Annotated in this window: 13 protein-coding genes; all 13 read right to left on the bottom strand. The window is 45.6% G+C overall.

Annotation, left to right across the window (positions count from 1 at the left end):
- Window positions 1–223 precede the first annotated feature (223 nt).
- The 13 genes from LSG37_RS17335 to pyrG all read right to left on the bottom strand — a co-directional run bounded on the left by LSG37_RS17335 (window position 224) and on the right by pyrG (window position 13,363).
- Window positions 224–2,635, bottom strand: a complete 2,412-nt coding sequence (locus tag LSG37_RS17335; protein ID WP_233081064.1) for a TonB-dependent receptor — start codon at window positions 2,633–2,635, stop codon at window positions 224–226.
- A gap of 435 nt (window positions 2,636–3,070) precedes the next feature.
- Window positions 3,071–4,069: an RNA polymerase sigma factor RpoS gene (gene rpoS / locus LSG37_RS17330; RefSeq protein ID WP_233081063.1), complete on the bottom strand. Its 999-nt coding sequence runs from the start codon at window positions 4,067–4,069 to the stop codon at window positions 3,071–3,073.
- A gap of 100 nt (window positions 4,070–4,169) precedes the next feature.
- The gene (locus tag LSG37_RS17325) at window positions 4,170–5,018 is read right to left on the bottom strand and encodes a peptidoglycan DD-metalloendopeptidase family protein (RefSeq protein WP_233081062.1); all 849 of its coding nucleotides are present in this window, start codon (window positions 5,016–5,018) and stop codon (window positions 4,170–4,172) included.
- A 3-nt stretch (window positions 5,019–5,021) separates the two neighbouring features.
- On the bottom strand, window positions 5,022–5,600 hold the full coding sequence (locus LSG37_RS17320) for a YqaA family protein (protein WP_233081061.1): 579 nt from the start codon (window positions 5,598–5,600) through the stop codon (window positions 5,022–5,024).
- 17 nt (window positions 5,601–5,617) lie between these two features.
- Entirely contained in the window at window positions 5,618–6,256 is a 639-nt protein-coding gene (locus LSG37_RS17315; protein WP_233007946.1) for a protein-L-isoaspartate(D-aspartate) O-methyltransferase, read from the bottom strand.
- 3 nt (window positions 6,257–6,259) lie between these two features.
- Window positions 6,260–7,012, bottom strand: coding sequence for a 5'/3'-nucleotidase SurE (gene surE / locus LSG37_RS17310; protein ID WP_233081060.1), 753 nt, complete (start codon window positions 7,010–7,012; stop codon window positions 6,260–6,262).
- A 29-nt stretch (window positions 7,013–7,041) separates the two neighbouring features.
- Window positions 7,042–8,094 (bottom strand): tRNA pseudouridine(13) synthase TruD, encoded by a 1,053-nt coding sequence (gene truD / locus LSG37_RS17305; protein WP_233081059.1) that lies wholly within the window; start codon window positions 8,092–8,094, stop codon window positions 7,042–7,044.
- On the bottom strand, window positions 8,094–8,576 hold the full coding sequence (gene ispF, locus LSG37_RS17300; RefSeq protein ID WP_269836647.1) for a 2-C-methyl-D-erythritol 2,4-cyclodiphosphate synthase: 483 nt from the start codon (window positions 8,574–8,576) through the stop codon (window positions 8,094–8,096). The genes truD and ispF overlap by 1 nt, the downstream gene beginning before the upstream one ends.
- Window positions 8,573–9,262 carry a 2-C-methyl-D-erythritol 4-phosphate cytidylyltransferase gene (gene ispD / locus LSG37_RS17295; RefSeq protein ID WP_233081058.1) on the bottom strand — a complete coding sequence of 230 codons (690 nt, stop codon included), beginning with the start codon at window positions 9,260–9,262 and terminating at the stop codon, window positions 8,573–8,575. The genes ispF and ispD overlap by 4 nt, the downstream gene beginning before the upstream one ends.
- The gene (gene ftsB / locus LSG37_RS17290; protein WP_233081057.1) at window positions 9,259–9,543 is read right to left on the bottom strand and encodes a cell division protein FtsB; all 285 of its coding nucleotides are present in this window, start codon (window positions 9,541–9,543) and stop codon (window positions 9,259–9,261) included. Before ftsB ends, ispD begins: the two co-directional genes overlap by 4 nt.
- A gap of 104 nt (window positions 9,544–9,647) precedes the next feature.
- Window positions 9,648–10,292 (bottom strand): hypothetical protein, encoded by a 645-nt coding sequence (locus LSG37_RS17285; protein WP_233081056.1) that lies wholly within the window; start codon window positions 10,290–10,292, stop codon window positions 9,648–9,650.
- 78 nt (window positions 10,293–10,370) lie between these two features.
- Window positions 10,371–11,666, bottom strand: a complete 1,296-nt coding sequence (eno, locus tag LSG37_RS17280) for a phosphopyruvate hydratase (protein WP_233081055.1) — start codon at window positions 11,664–11,666, stop codon at window positions 10,371–10,373.
- A gap of 59 nt (window positions 11,667–11,725) precedes the next feature.
- A complete protein-coding gene (pyrG, locus tag LSG37_RS17275; RefSeq protein ID WP_233081054.1) occupies window positions 11,726–13,363 on the bottom strand; it encodes a CTP synthase in 1,638 nt (545 codons plus the stop codon).
- Between the last annotated feature and the right edge of the window lie 181 nt (window positions 13,364–13,544).

Here is a 13,544-nt window from a genome sequence, read left to right as displayed (position 1 = left end):
TAGTTCTGTATCAGAAAAGAGCAAGGGTTATGCCAGTGCGGAAAATGAGTTCAGTATGACGACGACAACCAGCTAGGTGGCTTAGTTTACTCTTGCAAAACAGCCTTGGTTTGAACGACTGAGGAAGCTGGGTTTTGAACGCAATGAGCTTCAATGCTCTGAAATAAAATCGAAAAAAAGCCCCGCGATATAAAGCAGGGCCTTGTATTCAACACCTTAGAAATTACATAAAGCTGTAATCCACTCTTAAGGTCAGACTGCGTTCCGGAGCGTACAACACGTTCAGGTTATTTGTACTGCCTGCGCGGGTACGAGCTTGTTTAAATTGCTCAATTTCAGAGTCAAACAAGTTATGAATAAAAGCAGACAGACGTATATTGTCGTTTAACTCAATACGTGATGACAGATTCACCCGACGGTAGGCGTCTGCTGTGTCTGAACCATCGTCCCGTGCATTAAAGTGGGATCTGTACTCACCATAAGCTTCAACATCCAAGCGGACATTAGTTTGCTTATTAAAAAAGGTAAAGCCTTTATCCAAGCCTACATACGCATTGTACTTAGGCACCTGTGTCATATCCTGCCCATACTTAGCTCCCAGAGCTTCTACGTCTGATAACATCACAGAATCAGTGTAAGAAGCATTCAGGATCAGCTCCAGATCATTTTCAAAGCTGTAGCTACTTTCCCACTCTATACCACGAGACCGGGCTTTTGCAGCGTTTGCCGTGTAGCTGAAGCCACAACTAGGCATATAAACCGAAGCCCAGACATCTTCCCAGTCAATCTGGTAGACAGCAGTAGAAAATCTCAGGTTACCCATATTGGCTTTGTAACCAATTTCATAGTTGTCAATGCTGTCACTTGTATAGCGGGTGGTATGACCCGAAGCATACTCATCATTGCGACATGCGGCAGCCAAAGGCGTATTGTTACCACCAGGGCGATAACCTTCTGAATATAAAGCATAAACTGACATATCTTTAGATTCAGGTATCCAGGCAACACTTAGTTTTTTCCGGTTTCCTGATTCGTCACCTTCACTCAGGGCTGTACGGCCTTCTCTGGCTTCCCAAATTCCGCTGTAACCAAATGAAGCGTAATCTTCCAGATCGTAATAACGAATACCTGCGGTAAATTCCAAACTACCCGAAGTTTTCATATCAACCGTATAGGTCGTTTCACCAAAGAATGCTAACTCCGTATTATGTGACCCGTCATAATATAAATTGTAGTTTTTGCTTTTATCGCCGTATAAAGCTTCACCAAGCTGACCTACGTTATAAATACCAAATTCACCCCAATAGTCATCCCAATCCACCCAGGAATTCCAGTCAGAGAAAACGGCTATGCTGCGATCATCACTTTCGTGGTATTGAAACTGAGTATTTGGGATGTTGCCACGCCAGCCTTTGTCGTAAAAAGCTCCGACAGTCCAGGTAAAGTTTTCCAGATTGCCTTTATCTTGCAAGCGGAACTCATGAGTTACTCGTGCGGTTTTGTCGTAGTTAATAATCCAGGTTTTGACTAAATCAGCCATATCCAGACGTGACCAGTTATCCAAAGAATCACTTTGAATAGTGCGGTAAGAACCTGAATAGGCAAAATCTGCAAAACCCATCAGATCGTCCACATTGGCTGTGACGGTCACAAGTTCTGTATTGTCTTTAGCCCAACCATCCAGGCTTTCCCAAATATGGTATTTGCCAACAGGTACAGAAGAAACATTGCCAAAACAGGCCGCACGGGTCTGTCCTTCAGTACAAGGCGTTGAGCCGTAGCTTACGTCATACCCGTAGTTTGAATCCGGGTTTTCAACAGTATTAGCAAATGTCCTGCCATTAGGACGTGACAAATCTGCGAAACGTGTTCCTACAGTGCGAGTGGTGACATTGTAATAACCTAAGTTAAAGCTAATGTCTTCACTGAGCTGCCACAAAAACTGAGTGCGTAAATACTGATCTTTTACTTCTCGTTGCACGCCTGTTGCTGCGTTAATAATTGGGCCAGGTTTATTGGAACTGTGGCCTGTAATACGCATAGCCACAGCATTTTCAATCAAAGGAATATTCACTGCAGCCCAGCCCTGTAAATCCAGGCCTTCCACATTTTTTGTATTCTTGGACTGTAATGCAGAGGTAAACTCAACTGTATCCAGCTTTGGTTTTTGCGTAATAACCCGTACTGTACCACCTATAGCATTTGAGCCCCATAAAGTACCTTGCGGGCCACGTAATACTTCAACAGCTTCGATGTCATACAAGTCAACAAAGTTAAACGGAATATCATCGGTAAATGAAGATGTTGTGGAAGGCGCGGCACCGTTACCTCCAGACAAACCACGCAAAATTAAGGTACCAGTTGGTGAAGCGGCCCCTGCAAGGGTCCTGTACAGGTCATCTTTGTTAATAAGGTTACGATTTGAAATTTGAATCGCAGAGACGGAAGTGACATTCATTGGAACTTCAATTAAAGATTCCACCCGTTTCCGTGAAGTGACCGTAATCACTTCCATTTCCTGTTCTTCTGCAGAGGCGCTGGCTGCATCCTGATCTTGAGCGAACAAAACCGAAGGAGCAACTAAGAGCGGCAACATTGCAAGTGTGAGGCTGCTTAAGTTGTGTTTTTTTTGCATTTTTATATTCTCTTTTAGTTTTAATGTAATCCCTGGATGGATTTATTGAACAGAAGCCACGATACAACTCGCTTATAGTTCAAACATGACCAAAATCTGAACGCAATAATGATCTTGTTAATTTAACCTAAATGAATATTCTCAAAAAAACAACAAATCTGACATGAAAAAAATGAAGCCAGTAAAGAATTGCAATAGAGATCATCTCAACTTAATGGTGCGCTGTCTCATTTGCGGGAATTTTATTCGGCTATCTTCGCCAATAAAGTCGGTAGCTGAAGTTTAGTCTCAGGAAAGCTAAGTTATAGAAGATTGAACAGCAATAGCCTTAAACACAGAAGCCGCAGCAGAAGCAGAAGCAGAAGCAGAAGCAGAAAAATAAAAACCTGTTACACAAGGCAACAGGTTTTTGTGGTTAGTGCAGAATAACGTCTGTTATTCTTGGAATAGAGTTTCGATATTGAGCCCCTGGTGAGTGACAATTTCACGCAGGCGGCGTAATGCCTCCACCTGAATTTGTCGCACTCGTTCACGGGTTAAACCTATTTCTTTACCTACATCTTCCAGTGTGGAAGGCTCATAACCTAATAAACCAAAACGGCGGGCTAACACTTCACGTTGTTTTGGATTCAGCTCGTCCAACCAAATCACCAGATGCTGACGAATATCTGCATCCTGTAATTCAGTTTCCGGGCCTAGTTCTTTTTCATCAGCCAATACATCAAGCAGTTGTTTTTCTGAAGAACCAGCAACAGGTGTATCCACTGAGGTAATTTTCTCATTCAGCTTCAACATCTTACGAACTTCTTCAATAGGCCTGTCCAAAGCTGCGGCAATTTCTTCCGGTGTTGGCTCGTGATCCAGGCGTTGCGATAACTCACGGGCAGCCCGCAGGTAAATATTCAGTTCTTTGACTACATGAATAGGCAAACGAATAGTGCGGGTTTGATTCATAATGGCCCGTTCTATGGTTTGACGGATCCACCAAGTAGCGTAAGTCGAAAAACGGAAACCACGCTCAGGATCAAACTTTTCCACAGCCCGGATCAGGCCAAGGTTGCCTTCTTCAATCAGATCCAGCAAAGCTAAACCACGATTAATATACCGACGGGCAATCTTCACCACTAAACGTAAATTACTTTCAATCATACGTTTACGGGCGGCTTTATCGCCTTTGAGGGCAAGGCGGGAAAAATAGACTTCTTCTTCGGCAGATAATAAAGGGGAAAAACCAATTTCACCCAGATAAATCTGAGTGGCGTCCATAGCGCGCTGGCTATCATTGGCTGTAAACACATCGTCAGGGGTATTGTCTTCTTCCGCTGCTAAAGCGGCTAAATCAGGTTCGGCGTTATCATCATCAGATAAAATAACGTCATCCGTTAATTCAGTTTCTTTAAATTCGATTACATCGTCATCATCTTTATGGCCCATATCCTTCTCCCACTTCTACAAGCTTTGGGTATCACCTGAACTGCCTGGCATCCTTACCTCTTCGCCCTTTCGGGGTGATATTTATTATTATTGTATTTAATTATTTTAAGTATCGTTTTGGATCTACAGACTTACCACGGAAGCGGATTTCAAAGTGCAACCTGACAGAAGGTGCATCTGTATTACCCATTTCGGCTATAGTTTGTCCGCTTACGACAGTATCACGCTCTTTCACCAGTAATTTTCGATTATGTGCATAAGCACTTAAAAAGTCGTCATTGTGACGGATTATCACCAGATTGCCGTAGCCTCTTAGTGCATTGCCCGCATAAACTACTTCTCCTGCTGCTGCTGCCTTTATAGGAGTTCCTGCTTTTCCTCCTATATCTAACCCTTTGTTGCCATGTTCAGCGTTGGAGAAGCCTGCCAATATAGGTCCACGAACTGGCCATGCCCAACGCACTTTAGAACTGGAAACAGAATTTGCTGCTGAAGTTGCATTTTCCTTTACTGTCTGTTTCTGAACATAACCCGTTTGATTGTTGCGCGCAACAGCTTTGTTAGCAGTTGTTAATTTACTTTGGCTTTGTGTCGGAGTCTTTACAGTACTGGTCGCGTTTTTTTGGCCTTTGACCGTCAAATTTGGCTTTGCCGCCACAGAGGATGATAAATAATTGTTACTAAAATGTATCCTCTGGCCAACCAAAATACGATAAGGGGGTGCAATATTATTTTGTTTTGCCAGTTGACGGTAATCCATACCAGCCCGAAATGCTATGGAATATAAGGTATCGCCTGGCTGAACTATATGGCCGGAGCCAGGCTCACCTTGAGGGTATTTTTTATAATAATTTTTGATGTCATTTAGTGTGGTAACGGGCGCTGGTGATTCTCTTGAGCTACAAGCGCTTAAGATCAACACCAGAAAAAACACACTAAAGAGTTTCATTAGTTAGCGATACACCAGATATAAAATGCCGCCAAGGGCCACTGTACCCCAGCCTAGCCAGTCCACTATATCCCGCAGTTTTTGCTGCATTTTTTCGCCGCCCCAGTACATCAATCCTGCCACCAGAAAAAACCGACTGGCCCGACCGACAAAAGAAGCAATCACAAAAGGCAGAAATGCCATGCTCATTAAACCTGCACCTACAGTAAACAATTTGTAGGGGATAGGTGAAAATCCGGCGATAAATACCACCCAAACCCCATAGGTTGTAAACCAGTGTTCTACTTTGGCAAAGGTTTCCTGATAGCCCAGAGACTCGACGACAGGCAACACTACCGGTTCATACAACCATAAACCAAGGAAATAGCCAAAAATACCACCCAATACTGAAAATAAAGTCGTCACCCAGGCAAAACGCCAGGCTTTTGCTGGCTGAGCCAAAGCCATAGGCGCCAGCATCACATCAGGCGGAATAGGGAAAATAACGGATTCAGTAAAACTCAACCCAGCTAAGTAACGTTCGGCGTGGCGATGTTTGGCCCAGACCAGTGCTTTGTCATACATCCATTGAAAAATTTTCAACTACTTTATCCTTTTGATTAAGCCAGCTCGCCCGGCACTAATGGCACAAAACGTACCGCCTCAACATCTTTTTGTTCAAACTCATCACCCACACGGGTAAAGACTCTTAACACTTGTTCCTGAGCACCAACAGGGATCACTAAGCGTCCGCCTTCAGCTAACTGCTGCAGCAAAGCTTGTGGCACTTCGTGCGGTGCAGCTGTGACTATAATACAATCAAAAGGCGCTTTACTGGCCCAGCCGAGCCAGCCATCGCCATGCTTCATTGACACATTGTGTAAATCCAGCTGCTGCAAGCGCCGCTTGGCCTGAAACTGCAACGACTTTATCCGCTCTACACTACAAACCTGTGAAAACAACCGGGCTAGTACAGCAGTCTGATAACCAGAGCCAGTGCCAATTTCCAGCACCTTTTGGCACTGCGGCGATTGCAGCAGTAACTCAGTCATTTTCGCCACTATATAAGGCTGCGAAATGGTCTGTCCTTGCCCAATGGGCAAGGCGGTATTTTCATAAGCTTTGTGAGCTAACACTGCTTCAACAAACAAATGCCGTGGCGTTTGCGCGATAGCGGATAAGACTTTGCTGTCTTTAATCCCATCTTGTTGAAGTTTTTGTGCCAATACTGCGGCACTACGATGGGTGACTACTGCCATAACTTAACACTCAATTCCATCTAACCAGTCCGTTAATAATTCCATGCTGCGATAGGCTGTCATATCCACATGCAAAGGTGTAATCGAAGCGTAGCCCTGAGCTATGGCATAAAAATCTGTGCCTGGCCCTGCATCAAGCTCTGGTCCTAAAGAACCATACCAATAAATAGGCCTGCCCCATGGGTCGGTCGAGCTTTGCATAGTTTCCGCTTTATGCCGCCGCCCTAAGCGAGTCACCTGAATGCCTCGAAGTTGCTCTAAGGGCAGTGCTGGCACGTTAATATTCAAAATCTGATCCGCAGGCAAAGGGTGGGATTTCAGCTTTTTAATCACCTGCACTGTAACATAAGCAGCTGTTGCAAAATGTTGTTCATCCCGTCCAGCTAAAGACACCGCAATAGCAGGCAAACCTAAATGCCGGCCTTCAGTTGCAGCAGCCACAGTGCCTGAATACAACACATCGTCACCTAAATTAGCGCCGTGGTTAATACCAGCCACCACCAGATCCGGGGCATCAGCCAATAACTGACTAATAGCTAAATGCACGCAGTCGGTGGGTGTGCCATTGACCGCAATAAAACCATTCTCCAGTTGCTGGGTGCGCAACGGATTCAGCAAGGTCAGCGAATTACTGGCGCCACTGCAATTGCGGTCTGGCCCAACGGTAGTCACCTCTGCAATTTCTGCTAAGGCTTTTTGTAAAACCTGTATACCTTTGGCGTAAACGCCATCATCATTACTTAATAAAATCCGCATTCAACACCCCGCCCTCGCTTAAAAATCACTTAATCCAGTGTGGCGTAATTACGTTGCACATCCTGATAATTCACCAGCTCCCGTAATACGGAGGTAGCAAAACAACCGGAGTAGAGTTTAAAGCTTATTTTTACATTTTGGCCTTGTACTTCAGCCGTTAATTCTGCGGGCAGAACCCGGATAGCACGGCGTTCGGCTCTGACATTAAGCTCGGCCAGTTTGTCGACCCAATGCTGCCAATGCTGCAGACTTTGTTGTTCAAAAGCCAGCGCATCGGCCGTGATTAACGGCTCACCTAAGCCTGGTAAACCAGCAGTTGGGTGAATATCAGCCTCCAACAAACGTTGGCGCAGGGTATCATCCACTTCTGGGACTTTAAAAATCGAACCAGAACCATCCAGTTGCACCACTTCACCTGACAAAATCTGGTTAAAAGTACCAGCTTTGACGCGCGCATCAACCTGCAAGTTAAACAAAAAAGAACGGCTTGCCGACAAAGCTAAACCCCGGATTTTTCGATCCTCAATACCACCACCACAAAACAGCTGTTCGGCTAAAGCTAAATTACCGCCCTGAATGCCAAAACGTTGTTCACCGTAATAGTTCGGCACGCCTTTTTTCACTAATTCCAGCCGCTCTAACAGCGCAGGAATATCACTGACATCCCGCAAGGTCAGGCTAAATTCATTGTATTTTATCGAACCCAACTTTAACCTGCGCTGATGACGGATGCTGTCGAGAATTTTAACGCCTTCAATAGTCCATTCTTGCCAGTTCAGCTGTTGTTTGATTGGCACTGGTACGCAAAACCACTGACGGGTTACAGCGTGTCGGTCTTTTAAACCGGCATAACTGACCTGACGGGCTTTACAGCCGACTAATTCAGCCAACAGCTTGGCGACATACTGAGTATTCTGGCCAATTTTTTCCACCAGCAACAACATATGCTCGCCTGCGCCAGTCGGTATAAAACTCAGTTCTTCGTGCACAATAAAATCATCAGGTTGTACACGCAATAAAGCTGTAGTTTCAGGCTGACCGTACAGGTAGTTTAGCTTTGGCAGTTCCGCTGTTTTTTGCATCAGGACTTCACCAACAGTACGACGGCTTCAACGGCAATGCCTTCTTTACGACCAACAAACCCCAGTTTTTCAGTGGTGGTGGCTTTGACATTGACCTGCGATAAACCACAGATCAGATCTTCGGCAATACAAGCACGCATCGCATCCACATGAGGGGCCATTTTTGGTGCTTGCGCCATAATGGTCACATCCAGATTACCGACTTCATAACCCAGAGCTTTGACATCAGCAAACACCTTGCGCAATAAAATACGGCTGTCGATGCCTTGAAAAGCAGCGTCTGTGTCCGGGAAATGATGGCCAATATCACCTAAGGCCATAGCACCTAACAAAGCGTCTGATACCGCATGCAACACCACATCACCATCGGAGTGTGCCAGCAAACCTTGCTGATAAGGAATTTTTACGCCACCTAAAGTAATAGGGCCTTCGCCACCAAAAGCGTGTACGTCAAAACCATGGCCAATACGAAACGGCATCATACAGAATGCTCCAGGTAAAAAGCGGCCAAAGCTAAATCTTCAGCCTGAGTAATTTTGATATTGTCGGCATGTCCCTGCACTAAAAGCACTGGCAATCCTGCCCATTCCATAGCACTGGCCTCATCGGTAATGGCCACGCCTTGGGCTAAAGCTTGTTGCAGTGTGTCTCTGAGCAAAGCGGTAGGAAATAATTGCGGCGTGTAGGCATGCCATAAACCAACCCGATCGACTGTGTGTTCTACAGCAGTAGAGCCGCGTTTCATCGTATCCCGTACCGGTGTAGCTAAAATGCCACCCTGACCAGCTTCGATACAGCTATCAATTAAAAGTTCGATATCACTAACCCGCACTACAGGACGGGCCGCGTCATGCACCAGCACCCATGGGTACAATTGTTCATCAATCTGAACTAAGGCATTCAGCACTGAGTTGGCACGCTCCGCGCCACCATCCAGACGTTGAATTTGTGGGTCTAAAGCTACAGGCAATTCAGGAAAATAAGGATCGTCCGGGCTCAGCGCCAGAAAAAATTGTTGTAGGGCAGGAACTTGTTTTAAGCGAAACAGAGTTTGCTCCAGCACAGTCAGACCACAAAGTTGCAGATACTGTTTGGGCTTATCCGCCTTCATTCGTTTGCCAACACCAGCGGCCGGGATCACAGTCGCAATAGCAGGAATAGCGGTCATTTTTTGTCCAGCGGGCTAATAATCCGGAAAAACACTTCGTCTTGTCTAATTAAACCCAATTCGTTACGGGCACGTTCTTCAATCGCATCTAAACCTATTTGCAGGTCGGTGACGTCGGCTTTGAGTAATTTATTACGTTTGGTCAGAACTTCATTTTGTTGTTCCATCTTGGCGAGTTCAGTTTTATGTGCCCAATACTCCATCACGCTGTGCTGGCCAAGCCATAAGCGGTGTTGAAGTGCTGCAAGCAGCGTGAGTAGCAATAAAACTAACAGGCGCATAACGAACCAAAAAATAAAGACATAGAAGTATTATGAAGCTTATCGGCCATACTGGAAAGCCCTAATAAGGCCGAAAATAAAGGCTTGCTGCACAAAAATGCTGCTTAAGGCTGAAAAGGCTTAGCAAAATTCTGCCAATTCAGTCGGCTGGCCAATAATAATTCTCTTAAACTCAGCACCCGTGGGGTTTTGCGTTCGCTGTTGAGCCATTGATGACCACAACAAGCAGCTGTCATTAAGCTTTTGGTTGGCTTAAGCAGGAATTTATCGCTGTTTTCGTCGGTAAGAGGAGTGCCATTAAAACTAAACCAGCCATGTTCATTACAGTGTAGCTTTTGTCCGGCCAGATCAATTTCATCCACTGAATCCAGAAAGATGGTCTCCAAAGACTGCTGGTTTTGATACACAGGCACTATCAAAGCCAGTTTTTTGTGTTTTAAATAAAACTGCTCAATTTGCTCTATGCCCTGTTCTTTGGCCGGACATTGTGGGCTCTGACGTCCCATCCAACTGGCATTCTGGCTATCAATTTCAAGTGGAGATTTATGCGACAAAATACTACTGGCAGCGCGGCGGATATAAAAAGGTAAACTGGCTAAGCGTTTTTGCAGACTGGCTAAAAATTCGGGCGACATTTTGGCATAACGCATCAACTCCCGTTCATACAAAGCATTACAAAGCTCTGTATAAGTCAGGTCCTGCGCCGGGCCATGCCACAGCTGATGTTGATCGGCTGAATGTTTTTTCATCCGTTGATGGTAATCAAGGGAGCAAAACCGATCAAGGGGTCAGAGCAAAGACCCCTTGATTGGTTTATCTGACCTGGCTTACGCCTGGCCTTTAATTTCTACACGGCCACGGTACGGGGCTTTAGCACCTAATTCCTGCTCAATACGCAGTAATTGGTTGTACTTAGACACGCGGTCTGAGCGGCATAAAGAACCTGTTTTGATTTGACCAGCAGCTGTACCTACAGCTAAGTCAGCAATAAAGGAATCTTCAGTTTCGCCTGAACGGTGAGAAATAACTGCAGTGAAACCCGCATCTTTCGCCATTTTAATGGCAGCTAAAGTTTCAGTTAAGCTACCTATTTGGTTAAACTTGATCAGGATAGAGTTACCAATGCCCTGCTCAATACCACGGGTCAGAATCTTGGTGTTGGTGACGAATAAATCGTCGCCTACCAGCTGGATTTTATCGCCCATTTTATTGGTCATGTCTTTCCAGCCATCCCAATCCGACTCGTCTAAACCGTCTTCAATTGAAATGATCGGGAAACGACTCGCTAAACCAGCCAGGAAGTCGTTGAATTCATACGAAGTGAATTCTTTGCCTTCGCCAGACAGTTTGTACTTACCATCAACATAAAACTCAGATGCAGCGCAGTCTAAGGCTAAAGTGATGTCTTTGTTCAGCTCATAACCTGCAGAAGCTACAGCTTTAGAAATCACAGTTAAAGCTTCTTCGTTTGATTTCAGATCCGGAGCAAAACCACCTTCATCACCTACAGCTGTATTTAAGCCCTGGCTGTGCAGTTCTTTTTTCAGTTGATGGAAAATTTCAGCGCCCATACGCAGAGCTTCAGCGAAAGTTTTAGCGCCAACAGGCTGCACCATAAACTCCTGAATATCGACGTTGTTATCCGCATGTTCACCACCGTTGATGATGTTCATCATTGGTACTGGCATGGAGTACACGCCTGGTGTGCCGTTTAAGTCGGCAATGTGCTGATACAGTGGGATTTTTTTGTCAGCAGCAGCTGCGCGGGCTACAGCTAAAGACACAGCCAGAATAGCGTTAGCGCCTAATTTAGATTTAGACTCAGTGCCGTCCAAATCAATCATGATCTGGTCTACTTCTGCTTGCTTATAGGCATTTTTGCCCAGTAAAGCTGCTTTGATTGGGCCATCGATATTGGCAACAGCAGTACGCACGCCTTTACCTAAGTAACGGCTTTTGTCGCCGTCACGCAGTTCTAAGGCTTCACGGGTACCAGTAGAAGCACCTGATGGCGCACAGCCACGACCCATAGCACCACTGGCCAGGAAAACGTCGGCTTCTACTGTTGGGTTTCCGCGTGAATCCATGATCTCACGGGCGATAATATTAACGATCTCAGACATGTAAATCCCCTTCTGTTTGTCGCATAAAAAAGCCGGACTAATAGCCCGGCTGCAACTGGTTAAACGAGTTGCTGTTTCTGATATTTATAAGCGGCGGCCACGAAGCCCTGGAATAACGGATGCCCGTCACGTGGTGTTGAGTTAAATTCCGGATGGAACTGACCCGCCACAAACCATGGGTGTGTAGGTATTTCAATCATTTCAACCAACTGGTTGTCCGCCGACAAACCAGAGATCTTTAAGCCAGCCTCTTCGAGCTGAGCAACATAGTTGTTGTTCACTTCGTATCTGTGACGATGACGTTCGCTGACGATGTCGCTGCCATAGATCTCGCGGGCTTTTGTATTGGCTTTGAGGTTACAGTTTTGACTGCCCAGACGCATAGTGCCGCCCATATCAGACCTGTCGGTCCGCTGTTCAACATTACCATCAGAGTCCAGCCATTCTGTGATGAGACCCACCACAGGGTAAGGCGTGTTCTTATTAAATTCGGTAGAGTGTGCGTCTTTCATACCAGCTACATGACGGGCATACTCAATCAGCGCTACTTGCATACCTAAACAAATGCCGAGGTAAGGCACCTTGTTTTCACGAGCATAACGGGCCGCTAAAATTTTGCCTTCCACGCCACGCTCACCAAAGCCACCTGGTACCAGAATCGCATCCACAGTAGACAGAATATCTGTACCTTTGCTTTCTACGTCCTGCGAGTCGATGTATTTGATATGCACAGTTAAACGGTTTTTCAAACCTGCATGGTTTAACGCTTCGTTCACTGATTTATAAGCATCCGGCAGTTCAACATATTTACCCACCATACCTACGGTGATTTCACCTGTAGGGTTGGATTCCTGATACAACACCTGTTCCCACTCGGTCAGGTCTGCTTCAGGGCAGGTAATATGGAAACGACGTACTACTAATTCATCCAGACCCTGGGATTTTAACAGCGCAGGAATCTGGTAAATACTGGACACGTCTTTTAAAGAAATAACTGCACGTTCTTCCACGTTGGTGAAAAGTGCAATCTTAGCGCGCTCGTTCGATGGAATAGCGCGGTCAGAACGACAGACCAGAATATCCGGCTGAATACCAATAGAACGCAGCTCTTTCACCGAATGCTGAGTAGGTTTGGTTTTGATTTCACCGGCTGTGCCCAGGTACGGCACTAAGGTCAGGTGCATATACATGGCACGCTCGCGGCCAAGTTCAGTACCTAACTGACGAATAGCTTCCAAAAATGGTAAGGATTCGATATCACCTACAGTGCCACCAATTTCAACGATAGCAATGTCATAACCTTCAGCACCAGCAACTACACGGCTTTTGATTTCGTTGGTGATATGAGGAATAACCTGAATAGTGGCACCTAAATAATCACCACGACGCTCACGACGTAATACGTCTGAGTAGATGCGGCCTTGGGTGAAGTTATTACGTTTGGTCATTTTGGTGCGGATAAACCGCTCGTAGTGACCTAAATCGAGGTCGGTTTCTGCGCCGTCTTCTGTGACGTACACTTCACCGTGTTGAATTGGGCTCATGGTGCCCGGATCCAGGTTAATGTACGGATCCAGTTTAAGGATGGTCACTTTCAGGCCACGGGCTTCTAAAATAGCCGCTAACGATGCAGCAGCAATGCCTTTACCTAAGGATGAGACAACCCCACCCGTCACGAAGATGTATCTTGTAGTCATGAGACCCCTGAGACGCCATTGGCAATAAAGAATTTACGAACTTAGGACGGGTGAAAATTATAACAAAGGGCGGCTTGTCGCTCAATCAAAAGGCAGGATAAAAAAATAATAAATCAGCAAAGCCCAGCGAAAGGCGCTTATTTTGCTTAAGCACAGAAGAAAAAGGCAGCTTGCGCTGCCT

This window comes from Rheinheimera soli, assembly GCF_021290985.1.
GTDB classification, from domain to species: domain Bacteria; phylum Pseudomonadota; class Gammaproteobacteria; order Enterobacterales; family Alteromonadaceae; genus Pararheinheimera; species Pararheinheimera soli.
Note: the sequence above shows the minus strand (reverse complement) of the source record. Positions and strands in the feature narration are given on the sequence as shown.